Origin of the sequence: Iamia sp. SCSIO 61187 (genome assembly GCF_019443745.1) — a bacterium.
Taxonomy (GTDB): domain Bacteria; phylum Actinomycetota; class Acidimicrobiia; order Acidimicrobiales; family Iamiaceae; genus Iamia.
The window spans coordinates 2,179,054-2,196,752 of record NZ_CP050948.1; the positions used below are offsets into that span (position 1 = coordinate 2,179,054).

13 protein-coding genes and 1 pseudogene are annotated in these 17,699 nt (G+C 73.8%); 12 read left to right on the forward strand and 2 right to left on the reverse strand.

Annotation, left to right across the window (positions count from 1 at the left end; translation table 11 throughout):
- Positions 1-114: 114 nt before the first annotated feature.
- From dnaE to HC251_RS26215, 4 genes and pseudogenes are all read left to right on the forward strand, one after another.
- A complete protein-coding gene (gene dnaE / locus HC251_RS10505; protein WP_219945240.1) occupies positions 115-3,750 on the forward strand; it encodes a DNA polymerase III subunit alpha in 3,636 nt (1,211 codons plus the stop codon).
- A gap of 177 nt (positions 3,751-3,927) precedes the next feature.
- Positions 3,928-4,596, forward strand: coding sequence for a hypothetical protein (locus HC251_RS10510; RefSeq protein ID WP_219945241.1), 669 nt, complete (start codon positions 3,928-3,930; stop codon positions 4,594-4,596).
- A gap of 42 nt (positions 4,597-4,638) precedes the next feature.
- On the forward strand, positions 4,639-5,262 hold the full coding sequence (locus tag HC251_RS10515; RefSeq protein WP_219945242.1) for a nitroreductase family protein: 624 nt from the start codon (positions 4,639-4,641) through the stop codon (positions 5,260-5,262).
- Between the two features lie 771 nt (positions 5,263-6,033).
- Positions 6,034-6,258, forward strand: a pseudogene (locus tag HC251_RS26215) (transglycosylase family protein); the annotation flags it as partial.
- 189 nt (positions 6,259-6,447) lie between these two features.
- On the opposite strand, the gene HC251_RS10525 reads toward HC251_RS26215, so the two are convergent.
- Positions 6,448-6,939: a nitroreductase family deazaflavin-dependent oxidoreductase gene (locus HC251_RS10525; RefSeq protein ID WP_219945243.1), complete on the reverse strand. Its 492-nt coding sequence runs from the start codon at positions 6,937-6,939 to the stop codon at positions 6,448-6,450.
- Between the two features lie 64 nt (positions 6,940-7,003).
- On the opposite strand from HC251_RS10525, the gene HC251_RS10530 reads away from it, so the two are divergent.
- A complete protein-coding gene (locus tag HC251_RS10530) occupies positions 7,004-8,929 on the forward strand; it encodes a 2-oxoacid:acceptor oxidoreductase subunit alpha (RefSeq protein WP_370651279.1) in 1,926 nt (641 codons plus the stop codon).
- Positions 8,929-9,957 carry a 2-oxoacid:ferredoxin oxidoreductase subunit beta gene (locus HC251_RS10535; protein ID WP_219945244.1) on the forward strand — a complete coding sequence of 343 codons (1,029 nt, stop codon included), beginning with the start codon at positions 8,929-8,931 and terminating at the stop codon, positions 9,955-9,957. Before HC251_RS10530 ends, HC251_RS10535 begins: the two co-directional genes overlap by 1 nt.
- 40 nt (positions 9,958-9,997) lie before the next feature.
- Here the strand turns inward: HC251_RS10535 and HC251_RS10540 are convergent, their stop codons facing one another.
- Positions 9,998-11,209, reverse strand: a complete 1,212-nt coding sequence (locus tag HC251_RS10540) for a DUF1015 family protein (RefSeq protein ID WP_219945245.1) — start codon at positions 11,207-11,209, stop codon at positions 9,998-10,000.
- Positions 11,210-11,450: 241 nt separating this feature from the next.
- Between HC251_RS10540 and HC251_RS10545 the strand changes: the two genes are divergently transcribed.
- The 6 genes from HC251_RS10545 to HC251_RS10570 all read left to right on the forward strand — a co-directional run bounded on the left by HC251_RS10545 (position 11,451) and on the right by HC251_RS10570 (position 17,638).
- Positions 11,451-11,945, forward strand: coding sequence for a hypothetical protein (locus HC251_RS10545; protein ID WP_219945246.1), 495 nt, complete (start codon positions 11,451-11,453; stop codon positions 11,943-11,945).
- 19 nt (positions 11,946-11,964) lie between these two features.
- The gene (locus tag HC251_RS10550; protein WP_219945247.1) at positions 11,965-14,454 is read left to right on the forward strand and encodes a hypothetical protein; all 2,490 of its coding nucleotides are present in this window, start codon (positions 11,965-11,967) and stop codon (positions 14,452-14,454) included.
- A 30-nt stretch (positions 14,455-14,484) separates the two neighbouring features.
- Entirely contained in the window at positions 14,485-15,249 is a 765-nt protein-coding gene (locus tag HC251_RS10555) for an HAD-IIA family hydrolase (protein WP_219945248.1), read from the forward strand.
- 56 nt (positions 15,250-15,305) lie between these two features.
- A complete protein-coding gene (locus HC251_RS10560) occupies positions 15,306-15,926 on the forward strand; it encodes a phasin family protein (protein ID WP_219945249.1) in 621 nt (206 codons plus the stop codon).
- Positions 15,927-15,992: 66 nt separating this feature from the next.
- Positions 15,993-16,802, forward strand: a complete 810-nt coding sequence (locus HC251_RS10565) for a TlyA family RNA methyltransferase (RefSeq protein WP_219945250.1) — start codon at positions 15,993-15,995, stop codon at positions 16,800-16,802.
- Positions 16,799-17,638 (forward strand): NAD(+)/NADH kinase, encoded by an 840-nt coding sequence (locus HC251_RS10570; protein ID WP_219945251.1) that lies wholly within the window; start codon positions 16,799-16,801, stop codon positions 17,636-17,638. Before HC251_RS10565 ends, HC251_RS10570 begins: the two co-directional genes overlap by 4 nt.
- Positions 17,639-17,699: the final 61 nt, after the last annotated feature.

A 17,699-nucleotide genomic window follows, 5' to 3' on the forward strand; every position in this document is an offset into this window, starting at 1 on the left:
GGCGGGGGCGCGTGGTACCGTCCCAAACCACAGCGATGTGATTCGTCCACAGCCTGTGGACGGGTCCTGTGGACGGCGCTGTGGACCAGGCGACACCGGTCCCGAGGAGGCCCCGTGGGCGACTCGTTCACCCACCTGCACACCCACACCGAGTACTCGATGCTCGACGGGGCCTCGCGCATCGACCAGGTGGTGGCGGCGGCCGCGGCCGACGGCCAACCGGCCCTGGGCATCACCGACCACGGCAACATGTACGGCGTCTTGCCGTTCTACAAGGCGTGCCGCGACCACGGGATCACGCCGGTCCTCGGGTTCGAGGCCTACATGGCCCACGAGCACCGGTCCGAGCGGATCCAGACGCGGGGCAAGGTCGACGACACCGGGGGCGAGGGCGACGGCGGGAAGAAGGCCTACTACCACCTGACCCTGCTGGCCGAGGACAACACCGGCTACCGCAACCTGATCCAGCTTGCGTCGCGGGCCTTCATGGAGGGCTACTACCGCAAGCCCAAGGTCGACTGGGAGACCCTCGCCGACCACAGCGAGGGCGTCATCGCCACCACCGGGTGCCTGGGCGGGCACGTCCTCCAGTCGCTGCTGGCCGGGGACCACGCCTCGGCGCTCCAGAAGGCGGCCCGGCTCCAGGAGATCTTCGGGCGCGACAACCTCTTCGTCGAGCTCCAGGACCACGGCATCCCCGAGCAGCACCGCACCAACCCGCAGCTGGTCGAGATCGCCAGGCGGATCGGCGCACCCCTCCTCGCCACCAACGACAGCCACTACACCCACGCCGCCGACGCCGAGGGCCACGACGCCCTGCTCTGCGTCCAGACCGGTGCCCTGATCAGCCAGAGCGAGCACGAGCGCTTCAAGTTCAAGGGCGAGGGCCACTACCTGAAGTCGGCCGCCGAGATGCGGTACCTCTTCCGCGACCTGGAGGTCGCCTGCGACAACACCCTGTGGGTGGCCGAGCGGGCCAACGTCGAGATCGAGTTCGGCGACTCCAAGCTCCCCAGCTTCCCGCTGCCGGAGGGTGTGGCGTCGGACACCGACTACCTCAAGCAGCTCACCTTCGCCGGGGCCCGGGAGCGGTGGGGGGCCGACCTGCCCGACAAGGTCGTCGAACGGCTCGCCTACGAGCTCAAGGTCATCGACGACATGGGGTTCTCGGCCTACTTCCTCATCACCTGGGACCTCATCAAGCACGCCCGGGACATGGACATCCGGGTCGGCCCCGGGCGGGGCAGCGCCGCCGGCTGCGCGGTGGCGTACTGCCTGCGCATCACCGACATCGACCCGATCAAGTACGACCTGCTGTTCGAGCGCTTCCTCAACCCCAGCCGCATCTCGATGCCCGACATCGACATGGACTTCGACTCCCGGTACCGGGACGAGATGATCCGCTACGCGGCCGAGCGCTACGGGCGCGACCACGTCGCCCAGATCGTCACCTTCTCCACCATCAAGGCCCGGGCCGCGGTGCGCGACGCGGCCCGGGTGCTGGGCTTGCCCTACGCCGTCGGCGACAAGGTGGCCAAGGCCATGCCGCCGCTGGTGATGGGGCGGGACACGCCGCTCTACGCCTGCCTCGAGCAGCACGAGAAGTTCGTCGACGGCTACCAGCGGGCCGCCGAGCTGCGGAAGATGTATCAGGAGGACCCCGAGGTCCACCGCGTCGTCGACGTGGCCACGAGCCTCGAGGGCCTGCGCCGCCAGGACGGCATCCACGCCGCCGCCGTGGTGATCACCGACCAGCCCCTCACCGAGTACCTGCCGATCCAGCGCAAGCCGGGGCCGGGGCAGACGCTCGAGGAGGCGCCGGTCGTCACCCAGTACGAGATGAACAACGTCGAGGAGCTGGGGCTCCTCAAGATGGACTTCCTCGGGCTGCGGAACCTCGACGTCATCACCGACGCCCTGGCCCTCATCAAGGACTTCCGGGGCATCGACGTCGACATCGACGATCCGCCGCTGGAGGACGAGGCGACCTACGCCATGCTCCGCCGGGGCGACTCGATCGGTGTGTTCCAGTTCGAGGGGGGCGGCCTCCGCCTGCTGCTCCGCCGCATGGCGCCGACGTCGTTCGAGGACATCGCCGCCCTCGTGGCCCTGTACCGCCCGGGTCCCATGGGCGTGAACATGCACAACGACTACGCCGACATCAAGAACGGGCGGAAGGAGGTCGAGTACTTCCACCCCGACGCCAAGGAGATCCTCGAGGACACCTTCGGGCTGATGATCTACCAGGAGGCGATGATGCGGGTCGCCCAGACCTTCGCCGGGTACTCGCTGGCCGACGCCGACAACCTCCGCAAGGCGTGCGGCAAGAAGAAGCGCGAGGTGATGGAGCTCGAGCGGCACAAGTTCGTCGACGGCTGCGAGGCCACCGGCTACGGCCGTGACCTCGGCGTCCACCTGTTCGGCATCATCGAGAACTTCGCCGACTACGCCTTCAACAAGTCGCACTCCTACGGCTACGGGTTCGTCTCGTACCAGACCGCCTACCTCAAGGCGAACTACCGCATCGAGTACCTGGCCGCCCTGCTGACCAGCGTCAAGACCAACCTCGACAAGGCGGCGGTCTACCTCAACGAGTGCCGCACCTCGAAGATCCCGGTGCTCGTGCCCGACGTCAACCGGTCGAAGGCGGACTTCGGCCCGGCCCGGCTCGACGACGGCACCGAGGTCATCCCCTTCGGCCTGTCCGCGGTGCGGAACGTGGGCGCCGCCCTGGTCGACCAGCTCGTCGCCGAGCGGGACGCCAACGGGCCGTTCGCGGACTTCTACGACTTCTGCGACCGCGTCCCGCTCGCCGTGCTGAACAAGCGCACCATCGAGTCGCTGATCAAGGCCGGCGGGTTCGACTCGATGGGCCACCCCCGCCAGGGCCTCCTCGACGTCCACGAGACGATCATCGACATGACCGTGTCCCGGCGCCGCCAGGAGGACCAGGGCGTGATGTCGCTGTTCGACACCATGCTCTCCGGGGGGGCGGAGGGAGCCGGCGACGGCGGGTTCGACGACCGCCCCGCCATCCCCGAGCGCGAGTTCGACAAGACCGTCAAGCTCCGCTTCGAGAAGGAGATGCTCGGCCTCTACGTGTCCGACCACCCGATCATGGGTCTGGAGGACGCCCTGCGGCGCCGCACCGAGATCACCATCCGCGAGCTCATCGAGCAGGCCGAGGCGGTCGAGGCCGGCGAGGTGGTCGACGCCCCACCCGTGACCCGGGGTCGCGACGGGCGCGAGCGGGAGCGGGTCGTGAACATCGGGGGCGTCATCACCAGCCTCCAGCACAAGTTCACCCGGGCCAACGACCGCATGGCCGTGTTCGTCCTCGAGGACCTCGAGGCCAGCCTCGAGGTCACCGTGTTCCCCCGCACGTTCGAGACCATCGGCCACCTGCTGGCCGACGACCTCGTCGTCACCATGAAGGCCCGGCTCGACACCCGCGACGACCAGCCCAAGCTGATCGCCATGGAGGTCAGCCCGTGCGAGGACCTGTCCGACTCGCCGCCGCTCCGGGTCCGGGTCGCCCCCCACGTCCTGTCCGACGCCAAGGTCAAGGACCTCAAGGACGTCCTGGTCAAGTTCCCCGGCGACTCGAAGGTGTACCTCCACGTCGGCGAGCAGGTGGTGATGCTCCCGACGGCGTGGTCGGTCGAGCGCGGCGCCGGCCTGGTGAGCGAGCTGCGGGCCCTCTTCGGCGCCGAGTGCATCGTCACCGAGCGGGCCCTCGCCGGCGTCTGACCGCACCCTCCGGGCGGCCCCGGGCCCGGCCCCCGCCCCGCCGCCCGGCGCCGGCGCGCCCGGCCCGGCCGAGAAGGGGCCGAGAGGGGCCGAGAAGGGGCTCGGTTTGCGCTGGGAGGCTGGGGCGACTGGACTTGTCAGGCCCACTGCACCCGCTCCCGGGGGTCGAACGACGCCATGGCCATCGAGGTCGACACCAAGGATTGCACCGCTCTCTCCGACGCCGAGCTGGCCGAGATGGCCGACCTCTGCGCCGCGGGACCGCGGCCGTACGAGGCCGGCCTGCTCTCGAAGCTCGTCGAGGACTGGGTGCTCGTCACCCTCGCCCGCGACAACGGGCGCATCAAGGGCTTCTCGTTCTGCACGCTCGAGCGGATCGGTGGCACGCCGAGCGTCCTCATCGGTCTGGCCTCGATCAAGCGCACCGCCAAGCGCGACACCGTGCTCCGCCAGATGATGACCGACCAGCTGCGCCGGGCCGTGCTGGCCTTCCCCGACGAGGACGTCCTCGTCGGCACCCGGCTGGCCAACGCCTCGGGGTTCGAGGCCTTCCGGGCCCTCACCGACATCGTCCCCCGCCCCGACTACGTCGCCACCGGCGAGGAGCGGGCCTGGGGCAAGCGCCTGGCCAAGCGCTTCGGCGTGCCCAGCGGCGCCTACGACGAGCGGGCCTTCAAGGTCAAGGGCGGCGAGATCCCCGCCCTCGTCTTCGACCACGACAGCGCCAAGCCCGAGTCCATCCCCGCCGACGTGGTCGCCCTCTTCGACGACATCGACGAGGACGAGGGCGACGCCCTGGTCGGCTTCGGCTGGGCCCTGGCCGACGACCTGGTCAAGCTGCTCTAGCCCGGCCGCCGGCGTCCGCGCCGGTCCGTCGCCCCACCTCTCGTGGAGCTGTCCGAGGCGCGCCGTCGCCGCCGCATGGTCCGGGCCTTCGGCCCCGACCCCGACGCGCCCCAACCGATCGCGCCGGCCACCGTCGACGCCCTGCTCGACGCCGCCCGGCGGGCCCCGTCGGCCGGCAACACCCAGGCCGTCCGCTTCCTCGTCCTCGACACGCCCGAGGCCGTCGCCGGCTACTGGGACCTGACCCTGGCCCCCGAGCGCCGAGACGGGTTCGCCTGGCCGGGCCTGCTGGTCGCCCCCGTCCTGGTCGTGGTGCTGGTGGACCCGGGGGCCTACGTGGCCCGCTACGCCGAGGCCGACAAGGCCAGGACCGGGCTGGGGGAGGGGCCCGACGCCTGGGCCGTGCCCTACTGGTGGGTCGACGGTGGGGCGGTCGTCCAGAACCTGCTGCTGGCCGTCGTCGACGCCGGGCTGGGGGCGTGCCTCTTCGGCCTGTTCGCCCACGAGGAGGCGGTGCTCGCGGCCCACGCCGTGCCGGCCGGGTGGCGCGCCGTCGGGACCGTCGCCCTCGGCCACCCGGCCCCGGATCGGCCCGGTCGCTCGGCCTCCCGGGCGCGGCCCCGGCTCGACGCCGTGGTCCGCCGCGGACGGTGGGATCGGGGCTGACGGTCCCGGGGACGCGGGCCACCCGGTCCGGGATCGGCCGTCGCAACATTGCGATCGAGTGACGACAATGACGCTCTGACCAGGCCTTCCATGGAGGCGTGACCCAAAGCACGTTGCGAAAAGGTTACGAAAGGGACGAAACGGGGCCACACTCGACCGTCGCCGATCCTCGTGATCGCCTTCACGAAGGCACGAGGCGGCGTCCGAACCCCGATCCCACAAGGAGCCGTCCCCCCCATGGACGCATCCCGCAAGGAGCGCTCGACCGAGCGCCCTCCGAGTCCCGAGGCGCCCAAGAGCGCCCGCCGCCTCCACCGGGGGCGGCTCGCCCTCGGCGCCACCGCCGTGGGCCTGCTGGCCACGGCCACCGCTCTGGCGCCGGCGGCGGCCGACGTCATGCGGGCCGACACCTCGACCCGGAGCGACGCGACCATCGCGGCCCAGGTCGACGCCGACGCCGATGACCTCGCCCCGTCCCCCGAGGACGTGATCCGGGCCGAGGCCCTCGAGGCGCGCTACACCCGCGCCGCCGAGCACCGCCGCAACGTGGCCGTCTGGACCTGGGTCGAGGCCGACCGCCAGGCTCGGATCAAGCTGGTCCTCGACACGGTCACGTGGAACGAGGCCGTCCGGGCCAACGCCGAGCGCCAGGCGGCCGCCGAGGCGGAGGCTGCGGAGGCCGCCGAGGCAGCGGAGGCGGCCGAGGCGGCCGAGGTCGCCGAGCCCGCTCCCGCGCCCCAGTCCGCCCCCGCCCCCTCGGGCGGCGGTGGCCAGTGGGACGCCCTCGCCCAGTGCGAGTCGGGCGGGAACTGGTCCATCAACACCGGCAACGGCTACTACGGCGGGCTGCAGTTCAGCCTGCAGACCTGGCAGGGCTTCGGCGGCTCGGGCATGCCCCACGAGAACAGCCGTGAGGCCCAGATCGCGGTGGCCCAGCGGGTCCTCGCCTCGCAGGGCTGGGGCGCCTGGCCGTCCTGCTCCAGCCAGCTCGGGTTGCGCTGACCCGGCCCTGATCGTCCGGCCCCCGCCGGACCCCCTCGACCGCACCTCCGGGTGCGATCGATCGGACGACCCGATCGCCCCTCCCCCCCGGCGATCGGGTCGTCTCGCGCCCGGCCTCGGGTCGGCCGAACGTCGTCGGGCCGCCGGGTGCGGACCACGACGGGCCCGGCACCTCGTCGTCCGTCAGCGGCGCGGGTGGAGGCGGAAGACCCGCAGCTGGCGGTCGACCCGGCCCTGGTAGGCGTCGAAGGTCGGCCACACCCGCAGGGCCCGGGCCCAGGCGTCGTCGCGTGCCCCGCCCTCGAGGAGCTCGGCCGTGACCGGGACGTCCCTGCGGCCGTAGCTGATCGACGCCGCCGGCGCGGCGAGCAGGTTGCCCGTCCACGCCGGGTGGGTGTCGCGCCCGAAGTTCGACCCCACGACGAGGAACGTGCCCTCGGGTTCGGGCACGCACATCAGGGGCGTGGTCCGGGGGAGCCCGCTCCGGCGGCCGGTCGTGGTGAGCACCAGGCCGGGGAGCAGGCCGCGCGAGAGCAGCACCCTCCCCCCGGTCAGTCGGTGGAGCACCCTGTCGACCGGCGGCACGACGTGGGGCGCGACCTTGGCGAAGGCCGGGCTGCCGGCGACCTTCTGCGTCGCCCTGCCGATGGGGGACCCGACCGAGAACAGAGGCATCCCGTGAGGCTACGTGAACCGGTTCACGTGACATCCGTCGCAGGTCCCCCCGCGCGACGGTACGGTGACCGGGCTGTCAGCGTCGACGCCACAGGGGGCACACGTGACCGCCACCGAGACCGAGCCAGGACCCAACGCCGAGCCCGTGGCGCTGGACCGCGTGATCATCCGCGTCGCCGGCGACTCCGGTGACGGGATGCAGCTGACCGGCGACCGCTTCACCGACGCCAGCGCCGTGTTCGGGAACGACCTGGCCACGCTGCCCGACTTCCCGGCCGAGATCCGGGCCCCGGCCGGGACCCTCGCCGGGGTCAGCGCCTTCCAGGTCCAGATCTCCGACCACGAGATCACCACGCCGGGCGACAGCCCCGACGTCCTGGTCGTCATGAACCCCGCCGCCCTCCGCAAGGAGCTCACCCGGCTCGAGCCGGGCGGGACCCTCATCGTCAACACCGACGCCTTCGACGAGCGCAACCTCACCAAGGCCGGCTACCGGGCCGACCCGCTGGGCGACGGCAGCCTCGACGGCTACACGGTGTACGAGGTGCCGATGACGAGCCTCACCAAGGAGGCGGTCCAGCCCCTCGGGGTCAAGCCCCGCGACGCCGAGCGCTCAAAGAACTTCTTCGCCCTGGGGCTGCTGTCGTGGATGTACACCCGGCCGCTCGACCCCACCGTCCGCTGGGTCGAGACCAAGTTCGCGACCAAGGAGAACGTCCGCGACGCCAACCTGGCCGCCCTCCGCGCCGGGCACGCCTTCGGCGAGACGGCCGAGCTGTTCGACCACCCGTACCGGGTGAAGCCGGCGGCTCTGGCCGCCGGCACCTACACCAACATCACCGGCAACTCGGCCCTGGCGTGGGGGCTCATCGCCGCCAGCCAGCTGTCCGGGCTCCCGATCTTCCTGGGCAGCTACCCGATCACGCCGGCCTCGGACATCCTCCACGAGCTCAGCCGGCACAAGGAGTTCGGGATCCGCACCCTCCAGGCCGAGGACGAGATCGCCGGCATCAGCTCGGCCATCGGCGCCGCCTTCGGCGGCCACCTCGGCGTCACCACCACCAGCGGGCCCGGCCTGGCCCTCAAGGGCGAGGCCCTGGGCCTCGCCGTCAGCCTCGAGCTGCCGCTCCTGGTGATCGACATCCAGCGGGGCGGCCCCTCGACCGGCCTGCCGACCAAGACCGAGGCGTCGGACCTGATGCAGGCCATGTACGGGCGCCATGGCGAGTCCCCGGTGCCGATCGTGGCGGCCAAGAGCCCGTCCGACTGCTTCGCGGTGGCCATCGAGGCGGCTCGGATCGCCCTCAAGTACCGGACCCCGGTGATCCTCCTGTCCGACGGCTACCTGGCCAACGGGTCCGAGCCGTGGCGGCTGCCCGCGGTGGAGGACCTGCCCGAGATCGCCGTCCCCTTCGCCACCGAGACCAACCACACCGGCGACGACGGCGACGCCGTGTTCTGGCCCTACCTGCGCGACCCCGACACCCTGGCCCGGCCCTGGGCCGTCCCCGGGACGCCGGGGCTCGAGCACCGCATCGGCGGGCTCGAGAAGGAGGACGGCTCGGGCAACATCAGCTACGAACCCGCCAACCACGAGCACATGGTCGAGCTGCGGGCGGCCCGGGTCGCCGGCATCGCCCGTGACATCCCGCCCACGCCCGTCACCGGCGACGTCGACGACGCCGACGTGCTCGTCCTCGGCTGGGGCTCCACGTGGGGCGCCATCGACGGCGGGGTCAACCGGTGCCGGGCCCGGGGCATGAAGGTCGCCCACGCCCACATCACCCACCTCAACCCGTTCCCCCCCGACCTGGGTGCGCTGCTCGCCCGGCACCAGCACGTGGTGGTGCCGGAGATGAACCTGGGCCAGCTGAGCCGGCTGATCCGGGCCGAGTACCTGGTCGACGCCCGGTCCGTCACCAAGGTCAAGGGCGTGCCGTTCACGGCCGCCGAGATCGAGGCCGCCATCGCCAAGGAGCTGGGCCAGTAATGGCAGTCACCGAGACCCCCGTCGACGCCCCGACCACGACCGCCAAGGACTGGTCCAGCGACCAGGAGCCCCGCTGGTGCCCGGGGTGCGGCGACTACTCCATCCTCAAGGCCGTCCAGATGCTGATGCCCCAGCTCGGGGTGCGGCGCGAAGACACCGTGTTCCTGTCCGGCATCGGGTGCGCGGCCCGCTTCCCGTACTACATGGACACCTACGGGATGCACACGATCCACGGCCGGGCCCCGGCCTTCGCCACCGGGCTGGCGATGGCCCGCCCCGACCTCGACGTGTGGGTCGTCACCGGGGACGGCGACGCCCTGTCGATCGGCGGCAACCACCTGATCCACGCCCTGCGCCGCAACGTCAACATCACCATCCTGCTGTTCAACAACCAGATCTACGGGCTCACCAAGGGCCAGTACTCGCCCACCAGCGAGCGGGGGAAGGTCACCAAGTCGACCCCGTTCGGCAGCCTCGACGCCCCCTTCAACCCGGTCAGCCTGGCCCTCGGGGCCGAGGCCACCTTCGTGGCCCGCACCCACGACATGGACCGGGCCCACATGATGGAGACGATCCGGCGGGCCCACGACCACCGGGGCTCGGCCCTGGTCGAGGTGTACCAGAACTGCAACGTCTTCAACGACGGGGCCTTCGGCGCCATCACCGCCCGGGCCAACCGCGAGTCGATGCTCATCCCGCTCCGCCACGGCGAGCCGATCCGCTTCGGGGCCGACGCCGAGCGCGGCGTCGTCCTCGACGGCCAGGCGGGGGCCCGCATCGTCGAGGTGGCCGACGTGGGCGAGGACGCCCTCCTCGTCCACGACGAGGCCCGCCAGGACCCGGGGCTGGCGTTCATGCTCAGCCGGCTGGCCACCGGGCCCCACGAGCCCACGCCCATCGGCGTCTTCCGGGCGGTCGAGGCCCCCGACTACGCGGCCGAGACCGACCGCCAGATCGACGCCGCTCGGGCCAAGAAGCCCGGCGACCTGGCCGCCCTCCTCCGCAGCCGCCCCACCTGGGACGTCTGAACGACGGAAGGGGTCAGACCCCCTCCGTCGCAACGCCTCGCTAACAGGCCCGGAACACCACCCCGGTGCGGGGCTTGGGGTGGAAGAAGGTCGTCTTGGCCGGCATCCGCTCGCCGGCGTGGGCGTTGGCCTCGATCTGGGCCACCGTCGCCGGCCGCAGGAGGATCCCGGCCCCGGCGTCGCCCTTGGTGATGGCGGCCTGGACGTGGTCGACGCCGTGCTGGAACCGCACCGCCACGGCGCCGACGCCGTCGAGGGCGTGACCGACCCGGGCGCTGTCGAGGTCGGCGACCCCGGCGAAGGCGTCGGGCCGGGGCCGGAGGAGGCGGGCTCCGCCCTGGGCGTCGACCACGGCGACGGCCCCCGTCTCGGCCATGGCGGACAGGACCCGGCCGCCGGCGACGGCGTCCCCGTCGAGGGGGTCGCCGACCGGGGTGAAGCCACGCTCGGCGAGGATGGCCACGAGGGCGTCGGCGTCGACCCCGTCGACGAGGCGGTGGATGGGGCGGACGTGGAGCTCGTCCTCGCTCAGCTCGACGACGAGGCACATGAAGGCGTCGCTGGCCAGCTCGGCGTCCGGTCCGGCCGCGGCGCGCCGCTCGTCGCGGTGGGTCAGGGAGGTCTCGTAGCGGTGGTGCCCGTCGGCCACGACGACGGGCTGGGATCCGACCAGCTCGGAGACGGCCGCCAGGCGGTCGGGGTCGGTGATCCGCCAGACGGCGTGGCCCACGCCGTCGTCGTCGGTCCACTCGGCGTCGGGGGCCCCGCTCGGCTCGATCAGGGCGGTGAGCCCGGCAGCCAGGCTCAGCATCCAGACGGGGGAGAGGTTGGCGCACGTCGCCCGCATCAGGTCGAGGCGGTCGGTCTTGGCCTTCTTGGTGGTGTGCTCGTGGGGGAGGATCTGGCCCTCGTCGGGCCGGGACAGCTCCAGGGCGCCGATGACCCCGAGGGTGCGCGCCGGGCGGCCGTGATCGTCGACGAAGGTCATCCGGTACACGGTGTAGCTGGGCTCGGGGTCGGTGACGAGCGTGCCGTCGGCCTGCCAGCCGGCGAACACCTCGGCAGCGTGGACGTAGCGGTCGACCCCGTCGGACTCGAGCGGCAGGTCGAAGTGCACGGCGTTGCGGTCGGACCGGGCGACCAGGGCGGCGCGGTCCTCGTCGTCGATGACGTCGTAGGGCGGGGCGGTGACGGCGGCCGGGTCGAGGTCGGCGCGGTAGCGGATGCCGGCGAAGGGCTGGAAGGGGGGCACCGGTCCATGGTGCCAGGTGGCCCGGGCATCGCCCCTCGTCCGGCCCGGCGCCCCCGTCCGCCCGCCCCGAAACCCCTGTGTGTGGTCGGGTCATCGCTGTGCGTCGAGCTTCTCGCCGGTCAGCGTGGGTCTTTTGGCCTGTTGCACGACACAACCCTGTCGCGGCGCGCCGGTCACCCGATCGGGGGGCCCACGGGACGACGGACATCGTCGCCCGGACGTCGCACCAAGGAGCAGCACCATGCGCACCCCTCACACCCGAACCCCACGAGCCCCCCGACCCACCCGCACGATGGTCGTCTCGGCCGTCGCCGTCTTCGTCGGTCTCAGCATCGGCGTCGCCGCCGCCCTGTGGTCCTCCGACGCCACCGGCGGCGGCCAGGCCGAGGCCCGCACGGCCGAGACCGTGACCGTCGCCGCCGCCACCGGCACCGCCGACCTCTACCCCGGCTTCACCGACGGCGACCTGACCTTCACGCTGGACAACGACAACCCGTACCCGATCACCTTCACCAGCGCCGATGCCGGCACGGTCACCTCGAGCGACGAAGCGGGCTGCCCGGCGTCGCTGGTCACCGTGGACGACGCCACCGGCCTGGAGCTCGACGTCGCCGCCGAGGCCACCACCGCCACCCTGACCGTCGCCGACGTGGTGAGCCTGGACGTCTCGGCCGAGGACGAGTGCCAGGGCGTGGTCTTCTCGATCGAGCTGACCCTGTCCGGCTCGCAGGTCTAGGACCGAGGGTCCGACGGCCATGCCCCCGGCCGGGTTCGCCCTGAGGGTCGCCGTCGTCCACCGCCTCCTCGTCGGAGCGGTGGTGGCGGCGGCCCTCGGTGCCGCCCTGGCCCCGGGCGATCCGCTCGCCACCTGGCTCGCCAGCTGGTCGGGGGGATCGATCGGCCACGGGAGCGCGGCGGTGCAGACCCTGGCGTCCGGCGCGCCGCCCACCGTCGCCGCCGTCGGTCGCCAGGTCAGCGTGCAGTGGGACCCGCTCACGCTGTCGGGGGGCACACCCGTCGCGACCTACCTCGTCCGACGCTCCAGCGTCGCCGGGGTCGAGCAGCCCGTCGGCGCCGGGTGCGAGGGACCCGTCACCGGCCTGTCGTGCGTCGAGGCCGACGTCCCGGCGGGGGACTGGCGCTACACGGTCACGCCCGTGCTGGCGCCGTGGATCGGCGGCGAGAGCCCCCCGAGCGCGCCCATCACGGTCCGCGCCGCCCACCTGGTGCTGGCCGAGCCGACCACGATCGGGGCCCTGCCGGCCACCCTGACGGGCACCGTCTCCGGCTTCACCGGCGGCACCGCGATCAGCTTCCACCTCGACGGCCCGACCGGCCCGGCGCTCGCCGGGACCCCGGCGGTCGTCGGCCCGGGCGGCACTGCGACCGTCTCGGTGACGATCCCGGCCGGGACCGACGACTCCCCTCACGACGTGGTCGTGACCGGGGCCGACGGGCTCGTCGCCGCCGCCGCCGTCACCGTGGTCGACAGCCCGACCCTGACCGCCCTCGAGGCCTTCGACGTCGACGGGAACGGCCGGCTCGACCGGGTCACCGCCACCTTCGACGAGGCCCTGGCGCCCTACTCCGCCGGGACGGCCCCCTGGACCCTCACCTCGCCGCCCGTCGGCGCGTCGCTCTCCTCGGTCGCCGTGTCCGGCGCCGTGGCCACCCTCGACCTGCACGAGGGCACGACCGTCACGACCGCCGTCGGAGGCTTCCGCGTGGCCCTGACCAGCGATGCCTCGGGGGTGCGGGACGCCCACGGCCACCGGAGCACCTTCCCGGCCACACCGGTCCAGGACCGGGCCGCCCCGATCCCGACGGCGGCGCCGCAGATGCTCGACGTCGCCCCCGCCGACGGCAAGGTCGACCGGGTCGCGGTGCGGATGTCCGAGAGCCTCGTCGCCACCGCCGCCGGCAGCCCGGCGGTGACGCTGGTCGGCGCCCCCTCGGGGGCCACCGCGGGCGCGGTCACGGTCGCCGGTCCCGACCTCACCATCGCCCTCGCCCCGGGCCCCGGCGCCCCCGACACGAGCGTCGGGTCGTCCACCGTCGCCCTGGCCGCCACCGCCGGGGTCGGCGACGCCGCCGGCAACCCGGCGTCGTTCGGCCCGACGACCCCGCGCGACGGGGCGGCGCCGTACCCGGTCGACCGTCTGGCGTTCGACGACGACGGCGATGCCCGCATCGACCGGGTGGCCGTCACCTTCTCCGAGCCGCTGGCGCCCTGGTCGGCCCCGACGTCCGTGTGGGACCTGGGCACCGTCCCGTCGGGTGGGGTGCTGGCATCGGTCTCGGTGGCGGGCCGCACCGCCACGCTGACGCTCGCCGAGGGCGCCGGGCCGGCGTCGACCACGGTGACGCCCGCGTTCCACATCGGGATCGCCGCCCACCCCCAGGGGGTGCGCGACGCGGCCGGCAACCAGGCGGCCGTCACCGGTGGCCCGGCCACGGCCGTCGCCGACCGTGCCCCCCCGGTCCCCCTCGCGACGACCCTGCTCGACGTCACCGAGGACGGACGCGTCGACCGGGTCGTCGTCGTCTGGACCGAACCCCTCGCACCGGGCGCGGTCGACGTCGCCCCGTGGACCCTCGCCCACGTCCCCTCGGGGGGCGCGCTGACGGCGGTGAGCGTGGCGGGGTCGACGGCGACGCTGACGATCACCGAGGGCGCGGGGGCGGCCGACACCGCCGTCGGCGCCATGACCGTCGCCCTCACCCCCAGCCCCGCCGGCGTCGCCGACGCCGCCGGCAACCGGGCCGGGTTCGCCGCCGTGGCCCCCACCGACGGCGCCCGGCCGGTGCCGGTCGCCGTCGGGGGGCTCGACGGGGCGGTCGACGGGAGCATCGAGCCCGGCGACACCCTCACCGTCACCTTCTCCGAGCCGTTGGCGGCGGCCTCGGTGCCCACGGCGACGACGCTGCTCCTGGACGACGCCCCCGGCGGGGGCAACGACACCCTGGACCTGCCGGGTGTCCTCTCGGGGCGGCGGGACACGGGGTCGACCGAGTACGTCATCGGCAACAACCGGTCCGCCGCCTTCACCGGCGTCGTCGCCCTGAGCCCGGACGGGACGTCCGTCATCGTCACCGTCGGTTCGTGCGCCGGCAAGGGCTGCACCTCGCTCGGCACGGCCACCGCTCCCGGTGGCCTCTCGGTCCTCGCCGCCCCCACGCTGACCGACGTCGGGGGCCTCGCCCCCACGACGACGGCGAGGACGTTCTGGGTGCGCATGTTCTGAGCGGTGGGGCCGGGGTGCCAACCTCGGTCGATGGACCGATCGCCCTGGGCCCTCGACCTCGACGGTGTGATCTGGCGGGGGGACGAGCCCGTCCCCGGCTCCGCCGCGGCCGTGGCCGACATCCGGGCGGCGGGGGCCACCGTCGTGTTCGTGACGAACAGCTCGGCCCACACGATCGCCGAGGTCGAGGCCAAGCTGGCCCGGCACGGGATCGACGGGACGGGGGCGGTGCGGACCTCGGCCCAAGCCGCGGCCACGCTCGTCGCGCCGGGGGAGCGGGTGCTGGTCTGCGGGGGCGACGGGCTCACCGAGGCGGTGACCGCGGTCGGTGCGGTGGCGGTCGTGAACGACGGCACCGACCCGGGGCCGGTCGACACCGTGCTGTGCGGGTACTGGCGGGCGGTCGACCACGATCGCCTGCGCTGGGCCTCCACGGCAGTGCTCCGCGGCGCCCGCCTGCTCGCCAGCAACGACGACGCCACCTACCCGGCGGCCGACGGCCTGGTCCCCGGCGGCGGGGCCACCCTCGCCGCCGTCGAGCGCGCCACCGGGGTGACGGCGACCGTCGCGGGCAAGCCCCACCGGCCCATGGCCGACCGGATCCGGTCCGAGCTGGGCCCGACGGGGACCGTGGTGGGGGACCGGCTCGACACCGACGGCCTCCTCGCCCGCGTCCTGGGCTGGCGCTTCGGGCTGGTCCTGAGCGGCGTCACTCGTTCCGCCGAGGGGGCCGAGCCCCGCCCCGACGCCGTCGCCGCCGACCTGTCCGCCCTCGTCGCCGCGTCGAGAGCCTGACGCGAGCAGAGTGCAAACTCTTGCAAGCAGGACAGGGGAGGGGTACCCTTGCGTCCATGGCTGACAACCCCTTCAAGCGGTACCTCGATGCCGGCATCGCCTTCACGTCCCTCACCCAGTCGAAGGCCCAGGCCATCGTCGAGGACCTGGTGAACGCCGGGGAGGTGCAGACCGAGCAGGCGCAGACGGCCGTGGCCGAGCTGCTCGAGCGCAGTCGCCAGAACACCGAGCGCCTGCTCGACACCATCCGCAACGAGGTGCGCGAGCAGGTCGTCTCGCTCGGCCTCGTCGGCCAGGCCGAGCTCGCCCGCCTCGAGAAGCGGATCGAGGAGCTCACCGGCTACGACACCGCCACCGCGGTGCGCAAGGTCGCCGGCAAGAAGGCGGCCGCCACCCGCGAGGGCCGCCCGACGCCCCGCGCCGCCACAGGTGCGGCCACCGCCACCGCCACCAAGGCGGCGGGCTCGACCAAGAAGGCGGCCAAGAAGGCCACCGGGACGACCAAGAAGGCGGCCAAGAAGGCCACCGGCACGACCAAGAAGGCGGCCAAGAAGGCCACCGGGACCACCAAGAAGGCGGCCAAGAAGGCCACCGGCACGACGAAGAAGGCGGCCAAGAAGGCGCCGGCCAAGAAGGCGCCGGCCAAGAAGGCCACCGCGGCCAAGAAGCAGGCCTGACCCGCTGACCGGACCCCGAGCCTCCGCGCGGTCGACGCGGCGAGCCGTGCCGCGCCGGGCCCCGGGGTGAGCGGACGCCGCCGGGCCCTCGACGCCGAGCTCGTCCGCCGGGGCCTGGCCCCCGACCGGGAGGCGGCGCGGTCCGCCATCGCCGCCGGCGACGTCCTCGTCGGCGGGGCACCGGCCACCAACCCCGGCCGCCAGGTCGACCCGGGCGACGCCGTCGCCCTCGTCCCACCCCGCCCCCGCTACCTCAGCCGGGCGGGGGAGAAGCTCCACGCCGCCCTCGACCGCTTCGGGCTCGTCGTCGCCGACCGGCTCGCCCTCGACGTCGGGTCGTCGACCGGGGGCTTCACCTCGTGCCTGCTCGCCCACGGCGCCCGCCACGTGGTGGCGGTGGACGTCGGGCGGGCCCAGCTCCACGAGAGCCTGCTGGCCGACCCCCGGGTGACGTCCCGCGAGCGGACCGACGTCCGGTCCGTCGCGCCCCTCGCCGAGGCGCCCACCATCGTGACCGTCGACGTGTCGTTCACGTCGCTGCGGACCGTCCTGCCCGCCGTCCTCGCCCTGGCCGCGCCGGGCGCCGACCTCGTCGCCCTGGTGAAGCCCCAGTTCGAGGCGCCCAAGGAGGTCGTCGACCGTGGCCGCGGCATCGTGCGGGACCCGGACGCGTGGGCCGCAGCCCTCACCGGCGTCGCTGCCGCGCTCGGTGCCGCCGGAGCCGCCATCATGGCCGCCATGCCCTCGCCCCTCCGCGGTCGCGACGGGAACCTCGAGTTCCTCCTCCACGCCCGGGCCCCCGGCCCCGGCGTGCCCCCGAGCGTGCTCGACGCCGACGCCCTGGTGGCCCTCGCCCACGAGCAGGGGGAGGCGTGAGCGCCGTCGCCCTGCGCCGCCACCCCGAGCGGGACGAGGCCGCCGACCTGGTGGACGTCATCTCCCGCTGGCTCCGCGGGCGGGGCCACGAGGTCGTCGACGACGTCGCCGGGGCCGAGCTGGTCGTCAGCGTCGGCGGCGACGGCACCATGCTGCGGGCCGTCGACGAGGCCGCCCGCCACGGGGTCCCCGTGCTGGGGGTCAACGTCGGCCAGCTCGGCTACCTCACCGAGGTCGACCCGGCGCAGTGGCAGGTGGCCCTCGAGCGGTGGGAGGCCGGCGGGGCCGCGGTCGTCGAGCGGATGCTGCTCGCCGTCCGGGTCGAGTGCGCCGCCGGGCTCGCCATCGCCCCGGACGGCGACGACGCCCCCGAGCCGCTGCCCGACGGCTCCTACCTCGCCCTCAACGAGGTCGTCCTGGAGAAGACCCCGACCGGACGGATGGTCCGCATCGGGGTCGTCCTCGACGGCGAGCCCTTCACCACCTACGCCGCCGACGGCATGATCGTCGGCACCCCGACCGGCTCCACCGCCTACGCCCTCTCGGCCCGGGGCCCGATCGTGGACCCGACCCACCGGGCCCTCGTCCTGGCGCCCGTGGCGCCCCACTCGCTCTTCGACCGGGCCCTGGTCCTGACGCCGACCACCCAGGTCCGCCTCGAGGTCGAGGGCGACCGCCCCGCCACCGTCTCGATCGACGGTCGCAGCGCCGGCCAGATCGACGTCGGCGACGCCATCGTCGCCACCGCCGCCGGCCAGCCGGCGAGGCTGGTCACCTTCGGCGACCGCAACTTCCACGGGATCCTGAAGGCCAAGTTCGGCCTCAGCGACAGGTGAGGCCGACTGCCGCCGGGCCGGTCGGACCGGTTCGCGGGCCATCCGGCTCGGCGGATGCGTC